Origin of the sequence: Neobacillus drentensis, assembly GCF_036962125.1 — a bacterium.
GTDB classification, from domain to species: domain Bacteria; phylum Bacillota; class Bacilli; order Bacillales; family Cytobacillaceae; genus Neobacillus; species Neobacillus drentensis_B.
In genome coordinates this window covers 1-19,811 of record NZ_JBALOA010000020.1, presented here as the reverse complement: position 1 = coordinate 19,811, position 19,811 = coordinate 1, and the positions used below count along the sequence as shown (strand labels likewise).

The window sequence follows — 19,811 nt, the reverse complement described above, 5'->3', positions numbered from 1 at the left end:
TAATATGAGTCGATTTCAGCTACATTTATTATTAGGTTACATTTTTTTTGTTGGTGCAATAGGTACGATTATAACTTTTAAATTAGAAAAAAATAAGAAATTACAATTAAAATTTATTCTTATGTTAATTCTTTTAATAACAATTCCATCAGCATTATGGTTTATTTTTTTGGTTCATTTAAATGTTACCGAATCATTAATTATTATGGGTTTATTACTAGGGGTCGGTTTGCTTACTATGGCCCCACATATTATAGATTTATTTTCAATAAATAAAAAAAATAAATAAATATCTTTTAGATTGTTGAGAAATGGTATTTTTTTCTCAGCAATCTTTTGTCTAGTCTTTTTCAAAATTTTTATGTATAAGGGTCTTTCTTAACGGAAATAAGGAAACTTTCACCACTCGGGTTATGCAGAATTATGTCGAAAGTTGATAGAGTCAAATCCGGTCGAAAACAGGACGGCTTTGACTTTATTTTTTTATAAACTATACTTTGATGCTTCCAGTACTAGGAGGGGTCAAAGAAACTCCTATGGGTTGACGGGAACTCATGATTGTATCTCCATAATTAATAGTGTTCATTTAATCTCTTCTGAGTTAAAAGTACTTATTTGTTTTTATCTTCCTTTTCTTCGATTTCCTCAATACAAATTTCAATTATATCCGTGATAATTCCATAACGTTTCTTATTTCTTTGAATTTGCGCTACCATATAAGCAACCGTGGTAACGATAAACATTATTAGTAAGAAATAATCAGAACTCCTAACAAGGGATATTTCAAAACTTTTTTTCAGAACATATTCTCTTAAGACCAATATTACCAATGATGAAAACATTGTCATTAATGCTGTCCAGTAAATTTGATCGGAATTTTCATTAGAAAGTTGTTTATAGTATGCTTTATATAATTTTAAAGTTTCTTTATTTCCACGGGTTAAATTGATAAATGTATTTTTTACTATTTGTAAATTCTCTAAAGTTTTATATTTAACTTTTTGAGAACTAAGAAGATAAATAAGTGACTCATCATGATTTGTTAAATTGTCAAGCCATTGATAAATGCTTATCTTTCTATGTATCCAATTTAAAGGAATTTCAATTTTTGTAATCCAAATTAATATTACCCAATACATATAAATAGCTAACAATGTGATAACCCATGTCATAATAATTTTTGGACTGTGAAAAAGTTCAAAAAAGAATAAAATCAAACCTGGAATGCCAATTAAGTAAAATATGAATTTAACAATATTTAATATAATGCTTTTCAAAACTCTTCCCCCTCAACAAGGAATGTCGTACAGAGGTGAGAGAAGGCGAGGAGTAGCCCCACCTTCTCGATTAGTATCGATACTTAATGGTGAATATTGGATCATACTGCATCCAATATTGTAAGATCTGCCGATTTACATGATTGTCGTTACTGCGTAGTTCCGGTAATGGGCCACCTTGAGGATTTATTACACTTTGCTCAACAAGTTGTGCATCCCTTGGCAAAATAATGATTAATGACATGGTGAATTGACCTTGATTGACTTGGAAGTTACTGAATGGGGCAACAAATGTCAATTCATAAAGACCGCTTTCAGAATTTGGTGAAATTTCCTTTTGTAAGAAAAATTTTAATTCCTGGCTTCCTGCTTCTAATTGCATTTTAGTTAATGCAACCCCATTAGCCTTTTCTTTAATTGCCTCCCACTGTGCTTTGTTAGCAGCAATGGACTCCTCAAAAGCCTTTCGTTCATCTTCGCTCATACTAGAAAGTAGTTCAGGATCAACAGGCGAACTAAAATCCTGTCTATTTTCAACTTCGTCCATCGTTCTTATATACGCTTTCTGTGGATCACCTGAGATGCTAGGAAGGACAAGAGTGATTTCTTGAGGTTCAGGATTGGTTAAATGAACAACAGTATCGATATTTACAAGATCTCCAGTTTTTCCTCCAGCTATTTGTGATGTCCCACTGATTGATACTACCGTATCTTGTTTTAGAATTGCACGTTCAAAAGTACTCATGATTATTCCACCTTTCTTTAAATAATTTTTCTTTGATTTCGAATTACTTTTCTTTTGTTACCCCTTTAAATGGAGTTTTACTACTCGTTTTAACATTCAAGATTCTGCCAGTGTCGGAATCTCTTTTTGCATAGTGACCAGAGGGTGTCTCAAATTGGGTCCTGTTTTTAACTGCCCCTACTCGTCCATTTCCAGCTTGTCCATTTTTAGCCATGATATCACCTTCTTTCGTTATCGGAATCTTTTTCTATCGTTAGGTTAACACGTTCTTAATTTTGAAGTCAATCAAAAATTGCTAAAAAACTAAAAAACGTACACGTATTATTAATAATCGTACATAAAAACGATAAAAACGTGCATAAAATATTATATAGTGGTAATATTTATATAAAGAGATTTATTGGGTAATGAGGAGTGAGTGTGTTTGTGAAAATGCGGACAGAATTAATCAAGATAATTGAAGGCGGCCTTGAAAGGAATCCAGAAAAGGTGAAAAGTTATGCCAAGTTGATTTCTGAAAAACTTCGTGAAACTGGAGAAGAAAAATTCGCTGATAGAATTAACAACCTATTAAATAAAAAAACCATACATCCTGTTTATTTAGATGAGTTTCTATCAAAACCAATGGACAACGATAGTAGACTTCCAATGGTTGATATTGATATTGACACTAAAACCGAGGATGTAGTATTACCACCCATAGTTAAAAATAAAATTGAGGATTATATTCAATCACTAAGTCAAAGGGATAAGTTTTCACAATTAGGTTTAAATCTTCCTGAATCATTATTGCTATTTGGTCCACCAGGATGTGGTAAGACGACTATTGCGCATTATATCTCTGAAAGAACGGGATTACCCCTTGTAACAGCGAAACTTGATGGACTGATTTCATCATTACTTGGTAGCACTGCAAAAAATATAAGAAAAATATTTGAATATGCACAGGAACGGCCATGTATTTTGTTTTTGGATGAATTCGATGCCATTGCAAAAGCACGAAACGATTCACAAGAGGTTGGAGAATTAAAAAGAGTGGTAAATAGTTTACTTCAAAATATTGATACGTTTAATGAAAACAATATTCTAATTGCTGCAACAAATCACGAAAAATTGCTTGATCCAGCTGTATGGAGAAGATTTACGAATCAAATTGAGGTTCCAAAGCCAACTGAGGATGAGATTCCAGAGTTATTAAAGCTTTATCTAAAATCCGTAAACGTTGATTTTATTGAAGACATAAAAAAAATAAAGACGATATCAGAAATACTAAATGGATTGTCCCCATCTGATATTAAAGCTATATGTTTCAATGGCATTAAACGAAGTATTTTAAAAAATGAAGATTCATTATCATATCCTACTTTCTTATATCAATGTTATATAAGTAATGGATATCACAATGATTTAGATGAATTGATTCTGTTTTTAAATGCAAAAGGTGTTTCACAAATTAATATTTCAAAAACACTTGATATTTCTCAAAGACAAGTGAGAAATATTTTGCAAAGAAAGGAGCTATAGAAAAATGGATGAAAGTAAAAAATTGCCAATAAAAATATTTGAGAAGCGTCAGGAGATGGATGAAAGACTGACAGAAGGTGGTGGAAATGATAATAAACCTAAATGGGTGTTACAAGGTGAAGATCTTAAAAATAAAGCAACCATCCTTTCTGATGATTTGGATTTGACACAATCTAAAATTGAAAAGAAATTAAGTAAATATAAAGGAACCCCAGCCATTCTAAAAGCCAAAATTAGTGATAACATCATTGCAAAAAGTCACAGGAAAGATCTATCTAAATTTTTTTCACCAAATTCACAGGAAGAGAAACTCATTGGCATTTCAGGAAATCAAGAGTTTTTAATAAAAATAGATAATCCCAAACAGTTAGCCGGAATAAAACAAAATTTGAGTCAATTTGAACGAAATGATAAGGCTATCTCTGGAATTGATTCAATAGAATCTTTTGAACCGATAATAAACCTTAACGATATAAAGCCACAGAAAAATGGAGAATATACACTCAAAATTAGATTGTTTGATTTTAATAATTTTCAAATAAATAATCATGTAATTAATTTGTTCACTGACATTATGAATAACGAGAAAAATATTCAGTTACAGAAATCAATCAAATACAGTGAAAACTTAATTATCCACCAAGTAGTCACTGACTCTTTAGAGAAAATAGACATATTTAATGATTTTAGTCCTGTTATGTCTATAGAACCGATGCCAATGATAGAAATAGTTGAAGATGATTTTTTTAGTGATAATACCCTTCGTTTTTCGCAGCCAAAAGATGATAAAGAATATCCCATAATTGGTGTTTTAGATTCTGGTATTGCATCAGAATACCCACTAGATGCATGGACGCTAGAAAGGCGGCATTCTAATTATCCTTCCCATATAATTCATCCAGGGCACGGGTCTTTTGTTGCTGGAATTATCAATTTTGGTGATATGTTGGAAGAAAAGGATTATACCGGTGTAAAAGGGTTTAAGTTTTTTGATGCAGCCGTTTTTCCGGATAAAAGATACGAATCCATATCAGAGGCAGAATTAGTTGATAATATTAGGGATGCTGTTGAATCGAACGCAAATGAAATCAAGATTTGGAATCTTTCATTAGGTACAAATGTTGAAATTAAAAATGCTGATTTCTCTGAATTTGGTATAGCGTTAGATAATATTCAAGATGAGTATGATGTATTAATTATAAAGTCAGCTAGTAATTGCTCAAACTTTATAGATGGAAAACCAGTTGGAAGGATAGCAAATGGAGCTGATTCAGTAAGGTCATTAACGATCGGCTCCATTGCACATTCCAAAGAGACGTTAGATATTGCAGATATTAATCATCGGTCACCTTTCAGTAGGATTGGTCCAGGACCAGCCAATATTATAAAACCGGACCTTGTTCATTATGGTGGAAATGCAGGAGTGGAACATGGACGAGCTATTCCAAATGGTGTTACCTCCTTAAATATCAATGGAGGTTTAAAAAAGGCCATAGGGACAAGTTTCTCCACACCCAGGGTGACAGCAATCGCAGCTGATTTAAATCATAAGTTGAAGGAAGATTTTGACCCTGTACTATTAAAAGCCCTTCTTATACATTCTGCAAAATATCCCGTTGAAGTAGATTTACCAATTAACGAAAAAATTAATCAGCTAGGATTTGGAATTCCTAGCAAAGCAGATGAAATTCTTTTTAACAATCAACATGAAATTACACTTGTACTAAGAGATACACTAAATAAAGGGGAATTTATTGAGATTTTGGATTTTCCATTCCCAACATCTCTTGTAAATGAAGAGGGTTATTTTTATGGCCAGATCTTTCTTACACTTGTAAATACTCCGATACTTGCTGAAGGTCAAGGTCCAGAATACTGCCAATCAAACCTTGAAGTATATTTTGGAACATATGACGAAAAGAAGGAAAGAGATACCAGAATAAGAACAGTAAGAAATCCTGTAGGTCGGACTGGTAGTCAAAACCTCTTAACTTCAAACAACTATAGTAAGAAAAAAGATTTAGATAAAAAGGAATTCTCTCGTTCAGAAAAAATATTAATTCAGTATGGTGATAAGTTTTACCCTCACAAGAAATATGCGGTGGACATTTCAGATTTAACACAAGGGAATAAAGAAAAGTTTGTAAAATATCCCAAAAAATGGTATTTGAAAATAGAAGGACTTTATCGTGAATTTATTGAATCACAATCCGAATTCCAAAGATTTGGACTATCACAGGATTTTTGTATGATTCTTACGATTCGGGATCCTTATAGGAATCATAATGTTTATGATGAAGTTACTAATCTATTAGAATCAAATAATTTTATTAATAGGAACATAAGATTAAATACCGAAATTGATATTCGCATTGATGGAAATGAATGAAAATTTTAATTCTTCTCAGTAAGAAGGGCTTTACTTTCCTAGAAAGTGTATTTGCAATTAAAAAACCTACATGTCTGCCAAGAAAGCGTATGTATTATAAAAAAGATCCCATTAATAATTCGCTTAAAACAACACTGTTTCTCATTGTAGAACAGTGTTTTCTTTTCTTTATTGTGAGGAATTGCGGCGAGATATCAATTGAACATCCCTCTTCAGTTTTTTGCCAGTCATGCAGACTTAAGGCTGTGACTTTTCTTCAGAAATAGGACTTAAAATCTAAGTTAATAGCATACAAAACTACTTTGAGCGGCAGCACTACGGACTGATCAGAAAGGAAAAAGCACCCTTTCTGTCATTCCGTACGTGTCGCTTCAGCATTAAATGGACCGATAACCACGGACTGTACGGCTCACGCCTACATTCCGTAGGTTCCTGTTCCATTTACGGCTAACGCCGCCATACCGAACGAGCCGAAAACCGTAAAATCAAAAGTTTGAAAGACAAAAGGAGAGCAGCCGAAACGGCTGCTTTTTATTGTTTATTTTTCCCTTTTGCCTTCCGAATCGTAAAACAGCGCAGGCCTTCTAACCTTCCAGCCGGTAGGACACCCGAACCTTCCCGGCTAGAAGCTAAGAAGGCAAGTCAATCGGTCAAGGGGCAAAAAACTTTTTTACTTAAGGGCGCTTCGCAACAGTAAAAAACTTTTTGTGCTAAGAACGCCCTTGACCCATTGCCTATGCGTGTTTTTCGTTCTACTTGCAAAAGGGGAAAAATAATCCCCCTTTGGGGAACACACTCGCTTCGCAAGGCAAAAGAAAAAATGGAAAATGAAAAACAAAAAACAAATAACAAAGGAGTTTTGAAAAATGGAATTAACGTCAATCTTTGAAGTGGTCCGAATCAAACAAGAAATTAAGGAATCCTCCGTCCCGTTCGCCCTATATCAAATTCGTTCACCGGAAGATGCTCAAAAATTAGCGGCCGCGCACATTGCAGATGAAGACAGAGAAGTATTTCTTGTCATGATGCTCAATACTAAAAATCAGGTGGTAGGGCTACATAGAGCGCATGTAGGAAGCCTGAACGCTAGCATAGTCCATCCTAGAGAGGTCATGAAATGCGCTATCCTCAATAATGCGGCATCCATTATTGTCAGCCATCAGCACCCAAGCGGAGACCCCACACCGAGCAAAGAAGATATTGAGGTAACTAGGAGACTTGCAGAAGCCGGGAAAATTATAGGAGTTGATGTCCTTGACCATGTGATTGTCACCCATACAGGAAAACACGTTAGCCTAAAAGAAAAAGGTTATCTATAAAAATAGAAAAATAACAAAGGGGCTCTGCCCCTTTGTTTGAAAGGAAAAAATTATAGAGAATGAGAATTTTATAATAAGTGAATTTAAGGGTATGAAATCAGGTCCGGGTTATTATTGACATACACCAATAAAAGGACCTGCACCAGCTGGTCCCCAGCAGGTGCAGGTTTACGAAAGGAGGAAAAAACGTCCGTTTTTCCTTGATTATAGCAGGCATCGAGCCTGCTTGACGGTTGCTGAAGCAACCTAAACCCCTTTAAGGATTATTCGGGGAAGAAAGGAGACCATTTACTAAAGTAAATGCTTTCTATATTTGAAAGTTCCTTTAATGCCTTCATCAAGATTAAAATTCCGTTTTCATACAAGCAGGGAAAAACAAAAAAGACAACTATCAATATTGCTAACAAAATACTGCATATCTTGAAGAAGATGAGGACTAAGATTGGATATAACGGGAGACTTAAAGCATATTTATTAGACACGAATGCCTTTGTATACCTACTAGTTTTGGCTAAGATAATAAGGAAAACGTGGAAAGGGATTTTTGTTTGTATGATAACGATGATCTGCTCCTTACTTTGTCTTGGTCTATATTGCTACCGTTCCTGCGGTTCACCTTTATGTTCACGATTGTTCTGTCGCTCAATCCTGTCCCGAAATAAGCAGAATCTTCCGGAGTTGCAGCTTCTTTTTTATGAAGATATTTGTACTTGAATTAAATCGTCAAAAGGAATTTGGAAATGAAGCCAAATGCCACTTTTAGTAAAAATTTTAAAAAATGTGTATAAAAAAAACAAAACAAAGAAAAAATGATATCAATTGGTGGCAAAAAACAAGGGGGTGATATATAATAATTGTATCAACAGATACGAGGGGGTGAAAGTAATGCCTATTGCAGCACCACATGAAATAAATACTTTTTTAAAGCAATATCGGAAATTAATGTTCCAACCCAATAAGTTCCACTTTCAACCTAGAACTTTTGATGGAATAACCAACTTAGGTTTAAACATCCCTGATGCAAAGCAAATGATAAAGAATTTAAGGTACTTTCAATATGATAGAGGGCCGGTTCCCGATTACAATGGAGATGGAATAGATGTATGGGAATTTGGTCAACCCTTTGAAGGTCGATTAATCTACATTAAATTAAAGATAGATCCTATTGAAGGATGCAAATGTTTGTCTTTTAAGGAATCCACTGGACCTTTTACATTGCCTTATAGAAACTGGTAATACATAAATATCTCGGAATGAAGTGCTATTGAATTTATTCCGAGGTATTTATCAAAACAAATAACATAGGGAAAACCAAAAAATTAAACCAATAAATAATTCAATCCAAAATCCAATAATATTTAATCCAATAATTAAATCTAAATTAATTTAATCAATAGTAAATTAAATCAATAATAATTCAATTAAGAGGTGAGGCAAACAATGAGTAAATTAAAAAAGGTGAATTTAAAGCCCGCCACCGAAGTAGAAAAATTTTGTCCAAATTGTAGAGATACAAAAATATTAAAGATAAAAGAAATTAAAGAAACTTATCCAGTGCGAGGAGAAGAGATAGAGGTAGATGCGGTAGTTAGATATTGTGAACAATGTAATGAAATAATTTTTGATGAAGATCTAGATACCGAAAATATAAATAGGGCTTTTGAAAAATACAGATCGTTAAATGACTATTTATCCCCATTAGAAATAGAAACAATTAGAAATAAATATGGTTTATCTCAAAGAGGATTGGCAACTATATTTGATTGGAGTCCTGCAACTGTAGCCAGGTATGAAACTGGTGCAATCCCATCTCCATCACATCATTCTATTCTAACGATGATGAGAGATAATATTGAATATGCAAAAGAATTATTTGAAAGAAAACATAATCACTTAGGACGGTTAGATAAAAAAAGAATGGAAGTAAAACTACAGCAAATAGAAGAGGAAATTTTTGAACGAGACATTGTAAACATCCTTACTAACAAATATCATAAATTTAACGATCATATAAATAGTGGATTCAGCAATTTTGATTTCAATAAACTTTCAAACATAATTCTGTACTTTACTAAGAATATTCCCAAAGTATCAAAAACAAAATTGATGAAGTTACTTTTTTACTTGGATTTTAAGAACTACAAAGAATACGGATTATCTGTTAGTGGTATTGTTTACCAGCATTTACCTTACGGTCCCGTACCATTCCATCATTGGCTAATGCTTGATACTCTGACAGAAAATAAAATAATCGAATTAAAACCTTTTGATAATTATGAAGGGGAATATCTAGAACCCATTTCCGATCTTGATTTGTCATTGTTTTCCCCAGAAGAGCTTGAAACATTAGAAAGTGTTACTGGATTTTTTAGAGATTTTAGTGCTGTAGAGATATCTAATTACTCACACGAAGAAGAAGCATATCTAAAAACAGGAGATCGAGACTTTATTTCTTATGATTTTGCTGATTATTTAAAGGATTTTTGAAAAGGAGATTTATTCTTTGTCTCCTTTTCTTCTTAAATGCCCAAAGATTTTATGGGGTCTGTAATATAGAAGGAAATCGTAAAAAAAGCCTTTGCTCAAAGGAGAGCAAAGGCTTTTATCAATTGGGAATACTTTAATTATATAACCATTCTGGCAATTTGAGAACTGAAAGATATAGAACGGGTTTTGGAGATAATGAACTGGATTTCATTGTTAAAGATAATCTAAATGGGTTAGTACATAGAAAAGATATGAATAAAGAATCTCTTTTGGGATTTATTAGTTATTCGAGCATGGACAAAATGAAAAGAATAATTACTGAAAAAGTTGGTCAAACTCCTGAATTAGATAAAACGCTTTTAAATCATAGAATCTATAAAGCGAAAGAGCGAGATAGAGGTCCTGCTCAATATAGGGATGATATAAATGATTCTATGCACTATATGAATAAACCAATTCTAATCCTTCGGACAATAAGGACCTATTTTACATCTATTGAAAAGCTGGAGGAAAAAGACTATAAAAAGTATAATTTTTTTTAGAAATGCATGCAGGTTATACAACCTTAGTCATTCTCTTGGTCATATTTCATCAACTTCTCAGCTTTCATATCTTGTATCCTCTATAGAGGTCTTATCTAAAACCGAAGGCAGTAAATTCACTCAATTTATAAAAAAATATAACAAGGAAGCTGATATAAAATTATTAGATTTTATGTATGGAAAAGTTAGTGCTTGTTCAAATTGATATTTAAGAAAAGCTTAGGGGGTTTATAACGTTTTATCGTTATAACGATCTTCACACGATATACTCGATATAAAAAACCATAAGAATGATAGTTGGCCTTGCAAACGTAAAATTATCGGCACTCCAAGGACCGAAACGATAAGTATCTTACATCATTGAAACTTTCAGTAAGTGTTTTGCTCGGTAAAGTCTTGTTTTTACGGTTGAGATATTAATATTAAGATACTGTTGTATTTCTTTTAGCTTTAGCTCTTTTACATAAAAAAGGTAAAGAATTTCTTGATACAATTCTGGGAGGTCATCAATGTGATCAATAATCTCTTCTTTTGTCTGTTGAAACATACATTCTAATTCGGGTGTTATTTGATAGGCGACAAAGAAATCATTGGTTGGAATAACATTTTGATGATACTTTGTTCTTAGATAGTCTGTGCATTGATTTTTTGTTACGGTATATAACCATGCTCGTATCGAACAGATATCTTGAAGCTGGAACAGGTTAATGGCGCATTTAAGGAAGACTTCTTGGACGATATCTTCAACCAGATGTGGATCCTTTACATATCTCCAAGCTAATTTTTTTAGATCAGTACTATATGTATTCATTAGATTGGTAAGTTGATCGTTTTCAATACTTTCTCTCATCGTGTCCCACCATCATATTATAATTTTGCTATAGTAGTAGTTTATCATTAAATGGTAAATATTGTATTGGAACTATTGTAATAAATTTGATTGGTGTTCTGTTTGCTCGAGAGGGGCTACTTTAGCTGTAAAACACAAGTGTTTTACGGTATCCGTTTTAACAGCATGAGTTAAGAAACTTAGGTATGGAAAAAGCCTTTAGGCTTACTTTTATTCTTCAGATTGATTTGAGTTTAAAGCCTTGGATTTTTACCCAACACCAAGGTAACTCGTTATGATGGCACTAGTGACCAGAATACCTTTCTTATGAGCAAACACGTTTTTAATCTGCTGACACTTAGCCACATAAAAATTAATGCAACAAAACCGAAGCAATCCTGTATAGCATCGGCTACCTGTTTACAGCGTCTAGTAGTCAAAAGTATCAGGTGCAATTTATAAGAATCAGGTTGGCGAGAAAAAATAATGAGGTTTGTACGTAGGTGGGCCTTGCTTCTGGTATCAAGCCTGCGCAATCCGATTGAAACAGACTAAGCCCTTATGCAATACGCCATTTTTTAGTTTCTACACTATAGGCAGCAACTATAATCTTTAGTCACCAGCATCCCCAAGCCAGGACGTTTAAAAAGGAAATGTAAGAGGAAGGGAGATTGATTCCTCCCTTTTTTTGGGCAAAATAGTATACAATGTATACACGGTGGTTATGATTAATATACAATGTATACAGGAGGAGATTAGAATGAAAAGAACGACAAAGCGTATTATTGAGATTTTCCCAAATTTAGAAGAAAAGATTAGTAAGCAAGAAAATGTAAAGTTGGCCGATGAAGTTCTTCCATCTTTAGACCCCGTTAAGCGTACGTTTTTAAAATTAGCATGTTTTTTTGAAGATCCGGAAGAGGTAAATTTCGATCTCGCTTCTTTGTATAAGGAGTTAGATAATGATTGGTTAGAACTTGCTGTGGAACTCATCACACAGTTTTTTCGAGAAGACACCTATTTAATTCAAAAACCTTCTTATTCCATTATCAAGGATGGTTCCGACTATTTAAATCTAAGCCAGTTTGCAGGGTATTTGACCGAAAGAGGATTAAAATATGACCGACAAAAAGTCAATTTATACTATGTGCGGGGGAGTATTCCTCAGCCTGATTTGATCGTGGGAGGCACAAAGTATTGGCATGAATCTACCGCGGAGACCTATTATAAACAAGAAAAAAGCCGTTTAAATTAATTGGGTTTTATGACCGATGATGTGTAGAAATGAAATGTTTGATTTAATTTAATTGATTATTTAAAGATTGATCAAAACCATTTAAATTTTAGTCTTGATCAATCTTTTTTTTAAATTAACGACAAAAGGCTTTTAGTTAACTTCATTGAGTTTTTCTCCAAACAATGTTTGGAAATTGGCAAACTTACGTACATATTCTTTATCCAGCCTGCTTAATTCCTTTTCGTGTTTTAATTCCATTTTAATAATTTTGTTTTCGAGTTCCCTAACTCTTTCATTCAAACAACTATTATTTTCATCAACTTTTATCAAACGCATATTTTCTCGTTCTGTCTTTTCTAATAATGAATTTAATGTTTCAATCTTTCTATCTTTTTGTGAAAGAGCTTCTTTATATTCCGTATCCGTAATTTTAATAATGTTTTCATGAGATTCAATCATACCCAAGAATTGTTTGATAATAAGAGTAGTTGCCCTTTCAATTTCATTCAAGGTATACCCTAAGTCTGTATCAGTTAACTGTTTTCTTCTTAGATATTCTTCAAAATAAGGATAAGTAATCTCGAAATACTCATTTTTTTCTTTAATATTTCCCAATTCTTTCGCTACATCTAGCAATCCATGAATATTATTATGCAATTCCTGAGTAGTTTTAATTCCGATATTAATTTTTGACATAAAAAGATCCCCGTCCTTCAAAGGTTATTATTAAACCATTATGGACAAATTTTAGGTCCTGTATACCCAATATATTTATTGGTTAACTGGGTAACTGGGTAACCGTCAAATTATTATAAAAAAGTTTCTCCGTTAATATGGAGAATGACAAACGGAGGGAGAACCATGACCGAGATTCAAAAGATTAAGGGCGGGTGGAAAAAAGTGCCCATCCATTTAAAATGTCGAACCGACTTAAAAAAAGGAAAATTTAGTGCCGACAGCTGGACCGGTTGCGGTTGTCTGGAACTCCTATGATTGGATTCGCCTGTACGATGTTAAAGACACCCGGCCAAAAAGGAAACCGACCGAGAAGCAGCTTGGAGCCCTTGCTGAAGGCAGGGAGCGGCTTGAAAAGATGTTGACATGTACAGAATGCGGCTTCCGTTTCTTTAAAAAGGAAGATGTCGTGGAAGGTGTTTGTGCTTATTGTAATGAAAGAACGGCTGAACTGGAACGGATCAAAGTCATTCGGGAAGAAGCCAAAGAGGTTTTTCTTTCCTGGTTGGATGAAGATTTTTTGATTTTGGACACGAAAACAACGGGACTTCAAGGGGAAATTGTAGAAATAGCGATTATTGACCGGCAAAGGAATGTCCTATTTGATTCACTGATTAAACCCACTGTTCCCATTCCGGAAGAAGTCATTGCGATTCATGGGATTACTAATGAAGCGGTAAAAAATGCCCCCAATTGGTTCGATGTGTGGGATACCGTTCGCATGGTCCTCCAGGGGAAGAAAATTTTGATTTACAATGCGGACTTTGACGAACAGATGATTTTTCATTCGTGCGCTGCTCATGGCATTCCATTTACTCCGTTAGGTTCCGAATGCGTTATGAAAACTTATGCTGACTATGTAGGATCGGATCGGTGGCTGAAGCTTTCAGACGCCTCCGGTGAATGCACGCAGCATCGGGCTTTAGATGATTGTTTTTCTGTTTTATCTCTGCTTCAGCGTGTCTTCCAAGAAATTTCAGAAGGACACAGAATCTTAAGTGGGGAGGAAGCGAGTATATGAAAATCCGGTTGCATGGAACGCTTCAGGAGGTTCGGCAAGCATCTGAAAAACTGCATGAGGTATTTCAAGTTGTTTCTGTATCAGAACCATATAAAGACCGTGGACAAAGCGAATTATACCGTGTGTATGTAGAAGTGCGATTTTGAGAAGGTCAGCTGCAGGAGAGGTGAACCTAAAAAGACGATTTGAAATTACCCTTCTTCAGTTAACAACCAGGGCAGGATTCATCCTGTCCTTTTTGGCTTCAGCATGATTTCCCGAACACTGATTATCGTGAGCTGTTTCCGGAATACCCCTAAACAAACTAAAAACCCCCTAAGCTGGATTTTTTAGTCCAACTCAAGAGGTTCACTTCAATGGGTGCTCTTTTGTTTGTGATTATGGAATTTTGGTATTATAACCCTGTGAAACTCCTGCAATTTACTTGTGAGGTTTCTTGTCTTTTACATATCCTAACTCTTTAGATGCTTTTTTACTTGCCTTCACAATCTTTAATGCTAATTCTTTATCTAATTTTTGTTTGGCCATTCTTTAATCTCTCCCATACCATACATGGTTTTATAGTACCATTATGGCCATGATGATTTTCATTTATACTTGGTCTACTCCTCCTTCCTGCCTCATACATTAAATTAAGTAGAATTATGGGATTATGATTCTCGGATATTACTGATCTATTGATAAAACGGAAGTGGGGAAGAGAAGATGAAGCACAAACCAATTGCTCCTTTATTTTTTGAAGAAGAAAAAACACATATAAAAAACTCTTCAGTAACTCGTCCAAAGAATTCATCTAGCGACCGAAAAACAAGATTTGATAAATCTGTTCCCATGAAATTCCCTGTGACGGATGATGAAAATCGGCAATTCAGACGTGTGTATCAATCGTTAAAAACGGAATTACAAGCTGAAAGTATTACACACTTTTTCACTATGCTCGTCCGGTTCGGATTAAGGCATCCTGAAATGTTAGGCAAGCCTTCTACATATAAGAACACTGAAACCCACAAAACCGTAAAACCGAATCAAATTGAAAAAGAATTGTTGATCCGTCTTTCAATTGAATGGAATTTATCTGAAAGAAAAACGCTTCACGGGGTTGTATTCTCTGTATTACGTTATATCGAGAAGGGGGGCCATTTAACACGTGAGAAAGTACAGCCGTTTAGACCTAATAAATAATGCTGTGATCGATCACACAGGTGGTCTCCTAAACCGTTTGTTTGAGTCTAAATATGCTCGGTTAAATATACATGTACCTTTGTACGATTTAAAACGCGCAAAGGTGTTTGTTGGGACGATTAATGAGATCATTAAAGATGAAATCGATGACATCTACACTGTGGAGGAATTAATAAACCTCCTTTTCTTGGATTTCCTTCGTCAAATTGATAGGGGGATGAATTTTGACACATTGGCCAAATGGATTAGTAGTGTTAAGCAGGATGAAAATAATTCAGAGCTTTCCATTAATTATTACCTTGAAGAGAAAGATGAACTAAATATAGAGGATTTAAAACAGCATTTTAAAAGAAAAAATACCAAGAAAGAGGAGTCAGCTTATATAAGTGTAAAAATTGAAAAACAATATGTGTTGAGAGGAGAAGTACTCCTACATGATTTGCAAGAACTTTATCCTGCCCTTCAATTAAATGTAGAAGAGTTTTTAACCCTTCGATTTAAAGACATCATGAGTCAGATTAAATCTGGAAATTATCAAATATTAAAAAATATTGTAGAAATCTTAACTTCTTAGGAAAAGGCTAAAAGATCAAACCCTTCTTTGGAGAGCCCTTAGGGTCTGCTCGTAGGATGTAAGGCTAAAAAACGCAGCCTAACATCCTATGGCATCTCGCTTCCCCTAAAATCCCCGATAACCACGGACTGTACGGCTTATGCCTACATTCCGTAGGTTCCTGTGAATTTCTTCACGGGTGAACGACTCTGTAGTTCAAAACCTAAAAAATCAAAAGAGCAAAAGCAGATAGCAGCCTGAGGGCTGCTCTTTATTTTGTTTTTTCCACCCTTTTGAGCTGCGATCGTACAATGTACGCAATCCGGACTAACCTTCCACCTGGCGGAGCCTCCTAGGCTTCGCCCTACCACCTGCTGAAAGCTAAGTCGGATAGTCAGACAATCAAGGGGCAGAAAAACTTTTTTGTCCTTTTAAGAGCACTGACGGAGCAAAAAACTTTTTCCACTAATCCCTTGACTGCCTGCCTATGCTCATTGTTCGTCCTCCACATCAAAAGGGCGAAAAAATCCCCCTTTGGGGAAATCATTCGCTCCCAGCACAAAAAACAAGGGAGGAAAAACAAATGGCAAAAAACAAAGCCTTAGAAGAAATTAAAAACCAATTAGATCAAGGGATTCAAGAAGTTATGACAAGCAAAAAGTTTCAAGAGTGGTTGAAATTCCTTTCCAGTTTCCACAATTATAGCTTTAATAATACGATTTTAATCTATATGCAAAGCCCGCAAGCAACGCTTGTGAAGGGGTTTAATGAATGGAAAAAAGATGGCCGTTTTGTTAAGAAAGGTGCAAAGGCAATCAAAATATTGGCCCCGTTAATTCGGAAGAAAAAAGAGGATAACAGCAAAAATCAGGAAGGCAAAAAAGAGATTTATGGTTTTCGTTATGTAAATATATTCGACGTTTCTTCTACAGAAGGAAAAGAACTTCCAGATGCGGATGCAGTTAAGAAATTGAAAGGCGGGGGAGAATGGGAAAAGAGTTTGCTTAAGGAATGGATAGAAAAAATAGAAATCCCGGTTCGTTTTGAGGATACAGGAGAGGCAAACGGATATTTTCATCTAGTAAACAATTATATTGCCATTCATGAGGAACGAGACACAACGCAACAATTAAAAACCTTAATCCACGAATATGCTCATTATTTATTGCATGCTAAAGGTGCTAAATTTGAAAAAGAAGGAAAGCGCATGAAAGAAGCCCAAGCTGAAGCTGTTGCTTATGTTGTGATGAATCGCTTTGGATATGATACCGGGCAATACAGCTTTGGGTATATCGCTGGCTGGAGCCGGGACCTAAACATTATGAAGCAGATTGGCGCCGATATCGTGAAATGTAGTCATCAAATTATCGAAATGCTAAATAAGCCTATGAGGAAGGACGTGACCGCCTAAAAAGCGGTTGCCCCTTTCGGGGTAATTCACACATATAGTTAACTGGGTGAACCTGGTTAACCATTGACATAATAGGCCTCGCGGGTTTACTATGGGATTATATTAGTTGGTTAGTTTAAAAATGATAGGTGGGGATTTTGTTGGAAGAAATTAAAATCACAGGTCAAGTTGGCGGAAAAGTTAGTGATGAGGAATTAGAATATCGTTTTAAAACGCTGTTACGGCAGATGAAAGAAGGCCGTGGTCTATTTACCTTCAGCGAACAGCTAAAGGCCATTTTAGATGAGGTAGATAAAAGCTCATTGGCTTCTGAAATGAGCTACGGTTCACAGTTAACCGAGTTGAACCAATTAACAGCACGAATTTCTGAAGTTTTTGTCGGTTTGGCCAAGCAGAATGAAACGGATCGCATTTTCCGAGAGCGACAGCAGGACGAACTTATGGAAAAGAAGGATGTAGCAATCGCAAACTTTAAAGAGCAGCTAGACAATCTGAAGAGGAAGCTGGAACAAAGGGAAATAGACTTTTCTGAAATTGAGGAAAGCCATAAAAAACAAGAAGAAAATTTAAATAACCTAAAAGGCCGTGTAGACGATCAAGCAAAAATGATTATATTCCAAGATGAACAGTTACAGGCCAAAGATCAAACAATCGCCAATCAAGCCCAAAAGATAGACAGCATGAGCCGTGCAGCTTCTCAAAATGAAGAACTGAAGCTTTCAGTCACCCATTTACAAGAAGAGGTTACCAGCCTTCGGGAAAAGCAAGAAAGAGAAAAGCAGCAGTGGGAATTTGATTTTGAACGTCAGCTATTCGCAAAAGAGAGAGAATTGCAGCAGTCATTCCAGGAGCGAATTGAAAAAATACGAGATGATATGAACGATAAATATGAAGAACGACTTTCTTCTATTATTGATAAGCACGACAACCGGGTAGTGGCATTGAATCAGGAAATTAGCTCCCTAAAGGGAGAAAATCAGCAAAGGGCCCGAAAAGAAGAGGATTTAGTGAAAGAAGTAGAATCCCTGAAGAAACAAGCCCAGCAATGGGAAGAAAGAGAAAAGGAATTGCAGAAAGAAATTGAACGATTAACTAAAAAGGATAATAGAAATTCCAAATAACACTATTTAATAAACGGTAAGGGAGAGGATCAAAAATGAAAACTTGTCCTTATTGCGGAAGTGGTTTGAAGTCGTTTGGCCACGATTTTTATTGTGGGTATTGCGAATTGAAATTGTGTTTTAAGGATGTGCAGGAAAACGGAAAGCGAAAGAGTTTTCTTCCGGATTCGCAACCAACTCATGATGATCTGAAGCGCAGCACCCCTGAATTGATGACCGTGACAACGATTGAACTCTTATTCTTGTTGAAGTTTGCCAGGGCGGAGCGCAGCTCCATCTATGGCCAGCGAAACGTTTTTATAAAAGCGTTAAAAACAGGAAATACCGATTTTAAAGAAGGCGAGCAATACACTTTTGGGGAGTATGAGTACTGGACACGAAAATGCTTTGTACTTGAAAATCTGATTCGTGAGCGTATTGGCTACGTTCCAGCAAAACTAACAGAATCTTATCTTCAGAGCCTTGCAGATAGAATGATTGAGTCAACCAAAAAAGATATGGTCATTCAGCAGCCTAGGCCGATTAATTCCTAAATTCGAGGGCCAGTCGGAATTTAAAAGGGAATGTCTTTCCTAATTGGAATGACATTTTTTCTATTTATGACTTTACCACATTTAATCCAGGTGCAGATCAATCAATTGCTTTTACTAATATTTTTACAATATCCAACTTCTAAAAATCCAAGTGAAATTATGTGGCTCTTCGCCATTTAGTGTGGAAAAGTAAGAATCCTAGTACAATTTCAGCCCTAGTGAAGATGCAGTCCTTCTTCACTTTTAATAGGCTTTCATTTCAGGGATAGTCCGTGTCAAGGAAAGCACAACCAAAGTCCCTACGGATTGTTGATAAATTTGATGAATGGGCTTCTATAGGTATTGAAGATATTCTTGATATCCAATAATTCTGTACGGTATTAATAACCGTACACAAATTTTTTTGCTAAGAATTTACTAAGTAAAAAATGGAGTTTTTCCCGGTCAGTCGCATGATGTTCAAGTTTATGGGTTTCACTTATTCTTAATACCGTATTTATCCAAATCAATTACAACAAAATTATTTCTGTCCTGTGTCTCGACTACAGACCTTACGAGCAGCACGTTCACGAACTTAAAGTAAACGAATTCAATCATTTAAACTGTATCTCCATTTTTTAATGCTTCCAAAACGGTAATAAAAACTGGATCTACTGCTTTAGCTGCTTCCTTTTGTGTGAATTTGGAAGTTTGAACCACTTGACTCACAAGAACTGTTTTATTCATTGGTAATATTCCATGAAATTCCTTTGACCCTTTTAGAGCGTACTTCATTTTTATCATACCGTACATTGGTTCATAGGTTTTAAATGTAAGGCTAATGGTACATGTTTGTGAGATTTTCACTTATATTAACGGTAATAGTTAGTTGTAAGAAAGTATAAAGGAAATAATTTGAAAAATAAC

The 19,811-nt window shown here is 35.0% G+C and carries 23 protein-coding genes; 15 read left to right on the top strand and 8 right to left on the bottom strand.

Going from position 1 to position 19,811, the window contains the following annotated elements; translation table 11 throughout:
* Positions 1–4: 4 nt before the first annotated feature.
* Positions 5–289: a hypothetical protein gene (locus V7121_RS17645; protein WP_098262462.1), complete on the top strand. Its 285-nt coding sequence runs from the start codon at positions 5–7 to the stop codon at positions 287–289.
* 322 nt (positions 290–611) lie between these two features.
* Here V7121_RS17645 and V7121_RS17640 read toward each other — a convergent pair whose 3' ends face one another.
* The 3 genes from V7121_RS17640 to V7121_RS17630 all read right to left on the bottom strand — a co-directional run bounded on the left by V7121_RS17640 (position 612) and on the right by V7121_RS17630 (position 2,236).
* Positions 612–1,277: a hypothetical protein gene (locus tag V7121_RS17640; protein WP_098262463.1), complete on the bottom strand. Its 666-nt coding sequence runs from the start codon at positions 1,275–1,277 to the stop codon at positions 612–614.
* A gap of 70 nt (positions 1,278–1,347) precedes the next feature.
* Positions 1,348–2,022 (bottom strand): hypothetical protein, encoded by a 675-nt coding sequence (locus V7121_RS17635; RefSeq protein WP_098262464.1) that lies wholly within the window; start codon positions 2,020–2,022, stop codon positions 1,348–1,350.
* Between the two features lie 43 nt (positions 2,023–2,065).
* Positions 2,066–2,236, bottom strand: a complete 171-nt coding sequence (locus V7121_RS17630) for a hypothetical protein (protein ID WP_176525568.1) — start codon at positions 2,234–2,236, stop codon at positions 2,066–2,068.
* 218 nt (positions 2,237–2,454) lie between these two features.
* Between V7121_RS17630 and V7121_RS17625 the strand changes: the two genes are divergently transcribed.
* The 3 genes from V7121_RS17625 to V7121_RS17615 all read left to right on the top strand — a co-directional run bounded on the left by V7121_RS17625 (position 2,455) and on the right by V7121_RS17615 (position 7,254).
* Positions 2,455–3,546 (top strand): AAA family ATPase, encoded by a 1,092-nt coding sequence (locus tag V7121_RS17625; protein WP_286138034.1) that lies wholly within the window; start codon positions 2,455–2,457, stop codon positions 3,544–3,546.
* A gap of 4 nt (positions 3,547–3,550) precedes the next feature.
* Complete coding sequence (locus V7121_RS17620; RefSeq protein ID WP_335391593.1) at positions 3,551–5,935, top strand: S8 family peptidase; 2,385 nt, start codon at positions 3,551–3,553, stop codon at positions 5,933–5,935.
* Positions 5,936–6,801: 866 nt separating this feature from the next.
* Positions 6,802–7,254: a JAB domain-containing protein gene (locus V7121_RS17615; protein WP_098262468.1), complete on the top strand. Its 453-nt coding sequence runs from the start codon at positions 6,802–6,804 to the stop codon at positions 7,252–7,254.
* Between the two features lie 83 nt (positions 7,255–7,337).
* Here the strand turns inward: V7121_RS17615 and V7121_RS17610 are convergent, their stop codons facing one another.
* A complete protein-coding gene (locus tag V7121_RS17610) occupies positions 7,338–7,499 on the bottom strand; it encodes a hypothetical protein (protein WP_176525569.1) in 162 nt (53 codons plus the stop codon).
* A 640-nt stretch (positions 7,500–8,139) separates the two neighbouring features.
* On the opposite strand from V7121_RS17610, the gene V7121_RS17605 reads away from it, so the two are divergent.
* From V7121_RS17605 to V7121_RS17595, 3 genes are all read left to right on the top strand, one after another.
* On the top strand, positions 8,140–8,490 hold the full coding sequence (locus V7121_RS17605; protein ID WP_098262469.1) for a type II toxin-antitoxin system MqsR family toxin: 351 nt from the start codon (positions 8,140–8,142) through the stop codon (positions 8,488–8,490).
* Between the two features lie 204 nt (positions 8,491–8,694).
* On the top strand, positions 8,695–9,741 hold the full coding sequence (locus V7121_RS17600) for a type II TA system antitoxin MqsA family protein (protein ID WP_098262470.1): 1,047 nt from the start codon (positions 8,695–8,697) through the stop codon (positions 9,739–9,741).
* A 302-nt stretch (positions 9,742–10,043) separates the two neighbouring features.
* Entirely contained in the window at positions 10,044–10,283 is a 240-nt protein-coding gene (locus tag V7121_RS17595) for a hypothetical protein (RefSeq protein ID WP_141525532.1), read from the top strand.
* Positions 10,284–10,635: 352 nt separating this feature from the next.
* On the opposite strand, the gene V7121_RS17590 is transcribed toward V7121_RS17595, so the two are convergent.
* A complete protein-coding gene (locus V7121_RS17590) occupies positions 10,636–11,133 on the bottom strand; it encodes a sigma-70 family RNA polymerase sigma factor (protein WP_098262472.1) in 498 nt (165 codons plus the stop codon).
* 739 nt (positions 11,134–11,872) lie between these two features.
* On the opposite strand from V7121_RS17590, the gene V7121_RS17585 reads away from it, so the two are divergent.
* Positions 11,873–12,367, top strand: coding sequence for a hypothetical protein (locus V7121_RS17585; protein ID WP_098262473.1), 495 nt, complete (start codon positions 11,873–11,875; stop codon positions 12,365–12,367).
* A gap of 132 nt (positions 12,368–12,499) precedes the next feature.
* Here the strand turns inward: V7121_RS17585 and V7121_RS17580 are convergent, their stop codons facing one another.
* On the bottom strand, positions 12,500–13,045 hold the full coding sequence (locus V7121_RS17580; protein ID WP_098262474.1) for a hypothetical protein: 546 nt from the start codon (positions 13,043–13,045) through the stop codon (positions 12,500–12,502).
* 253 nt (positions 13,046–13,298) lie between these two features.
* On the opposite strand from V7121_RS17580, the gene V7121_RS17575 reads away from it, so the two are divergent.
* The 7 genes from V7121_RS17575 (at position 13,299) to V7121_RS17545 (ending at position 18,905) form a co-directional block, all read left to right on the top strand.
* The gene (locus V7121_RS17575; protein WP_098262475.1) at positions 13,299–14,105 is read left to right on the top strand and encodes a 3'-5' exonuclease; all 807 of its coding nucleotides are present in this window, start codon (positions 13,299–13,301) and stop codon (positions 14,103–14,105) included.
* Complete coding sequence (locus tag V7121_RS17570) at positions 14,102–14,251, top strand: hypothetical protein (RefSeq protein ID WP_176525570.1); 150 nt, start codon at positions 14,102–14,104, stop codon at positions 14,249–14,251. The genes V7121_RS17575 and V7121_RS17570 overlap by 4 nt, the downstream gene beginning before the upstream one ends.
* A 559-nt stretch (positions 14,252–14,810) precedes the next feature.
* Positions 14,811–15,287, top strand: coding sequence for a hypothetical protein (locus V7121_RS17565; RefSeq protein ID WP_098262476.1), 477 nt, complete (start codon positions 14,811–14,813; stop codon positions 15,285–15,287).
* Positions 15,253–15,861 carry a hypothetical protein gene (locus V7121_RS17560; RefSeq protein WP_098262477.1) on the top strand — a complete coding sequence of 203 codons (609 nt, stop codon included), beginning with the start codon at positions 15,253–15,255 and terminating at the stop codon, positions 15,859–15,861. Before V7121_RS17565 ends, V7121_RS17560 begins: the two co-directional genes overlap by 35 nt.
* A 562-nt stretch (positions 15,862–16,423) precedes the next feature.
* Positions 16,424–17,251, top strand: coding sequence for an ArdC-like ssDNA-binding domain-containing protein (locus V7121_RS17555; RefSeq protein ID WP_176525571.1), 828 nt, complete (start codon positions 16,424–16,426; stop codon positions 17,249–17,251).
* 140 nt (positions 17,252–17,391) lie between these two features.
* A complete protein-coding gene (locus tag V7121_RS17550; protein ID WP_098262479.1) occupies positions 17,392–18,372 on the top strand; it encodes a hypothetical protein in 981 nt (326 codons plus the stop codon).
* Between the two features lie 107 nt (positions 18,373–18,479).
* The gene (locus V7121_RS17545) at positions 18,480–18,905 is read left to right on the top strand and encodes a hypothetical protein (protein WP_335547310.1); all 426 of its coding nucleotides are present in this window, start codon (positions 18,480–18,482) and stop codon (positions 18,903–18,905) included.
* A 474-nt stretch (positions 18,906–19,379) separates the two neighbouring features.
* On the opposite strand, the gene V7121_RS17540 is transcribed toward V7121_RS17545, so the two are convergent.
* Positions 19,380–19,502 carry a hypothetical protein gene (locus V7121_RS17540; RefSeq protein ID WP_335547308.1) on the bottom strand — a complete coding sequence of 41 codons (123 nt, stop codon included), beginning with the start codon at positions 19,500–19,502 and terminating at the stop codon, positions 19,380–19,382.
* Complete coding sequence (locus V7121_RS17535) at positions 19,503–19,631, bottom strand: HU family DNA-binding protein (RefSeq protein ID WP_176525572.1); 129 nt, start codon at positions 19,629–19,631, stop codon at positions 19,503–19,505. It abuts the gene before it with no gap.
* Positions 19,632–19,811: the final 180 nt, after the last annotated feature.

Bases quoted from the DNA above. Each gene is read 5' to 3' on its own strand.
- V7121_RS17630 (WP_176525568.1), bottom strand. From the start codon at position 2,236: ATGGCTAAAAATGGACAAGCTGGAAATGGACGAGTAGGGGCAGTTAAA.
- V7121_RS17635 (WP_098262464.1), bottom strand. From the start codon at position 2,022: ATGAGTACTTTTGAACGTGCAATTCTAAAACAAGATACGGTAGTATCA.
- V7121_RS17570 (WP_176525570.1), top strand. From the start codon at position 14,102: ATGAAAATCCGGTTGCATGGAACGCTTCAGGAGGTTCGGCAAGCATCT.
- V7121_RS17590 (WP_098262472.1), bottom strand. From the start codon at position 11,133: ATGAGAGAAAGTATTGAAAACGATCAACTTACCAATCTAATGAATACA.
- V7121_RS17595 (WP_141525532.1), top strand. From the start codon at position 10,044: ATGAAAAGAATAATTACTGAAAAAGTTGGTCAAACTCCTGAATTAGAT.
- V7121_RS17540 (WP_335547308.1), bottom strand. From the start codon at position 19,502: ATGATTGAATTCGTTTACTTTAAGTTCGTGAACGTGCTGCTCGTAAGG.
- V7121_RS17605 (WP_098262469.1), top strand. From the start codon at position 8,140: ATGCCTATTGCAGCACCACATGAAATAAATACTTTTTTAAAGCAATAT.
- V7121_RS17625 (WP_286138034.1), top strand. From the start codon at position 2,455: ATGCGGACAGAATTAATCAAGATAATTGAAGGCGGCCTTGAAAGGAAT.
- V7121_RS17535 (WP_176525572.1), bottom strand. From the start codon at position 19,631: ATGAATAAAACAGTTCTTGTGAGTCAAGTGGTTCAAACTTCCAAATTC.
- V7121_RS17645 (WP_098262462.1), top strand. From the start codon at position 5: ATGAGTCGATTTCAGCTACATTTATTATTAGGTTACATTTTTTTTGTT.
- V7121_RS17615 (WP_098262468.1), top strand. From the start codon at position 6,802: ATGGAATTAACGTCAATCTTTGAAGTGGTCCGAATCAAACAAGAAATT.
- V7121_RS17555 (WP_176525571.1), top strand. From the start codon at position 16,424: ATGGCAAAAAACAAAGCCTTAGAAGAAATTAAAAACCAATTAGATCAA.
- V7121_RS17565 (WP_098262476.1), top strand. From the start codon at position 14,811: ATGAAGCACAAACCAATTGCTCCTTTATTTTTTGAAGAAGAAAAAACA.
- V7121_RS17585 (WP_098262473.1), top strand. From the start codon at position 11,873: ATGAAAAGAACGACAAAGCGTATTATTGAGATTTTCCCAAATTTAGAA.
- V7121_RS17620 (WP_335391593.1), top strand. From the start codon at position 3,551: ATGGATGAAAGTAAAAAATTGCCAATAAAAATATTTGAGAAGCGTCAG.
- V7121_RS17580 (WP_098262474.1), bottom strand. From the start codon at position 13,045: ATGTCAAAAATTAATATCGGAATTAAAACTACTCAGGAATTGCATAAT.
- V7121_RS17600 (WP_098262470.1), top strand. From the start codon at position 8,695: ATGAGTAAATTAAAAAAGGTGAATTTAAAGCCCGCCACCGAAGTAGAA.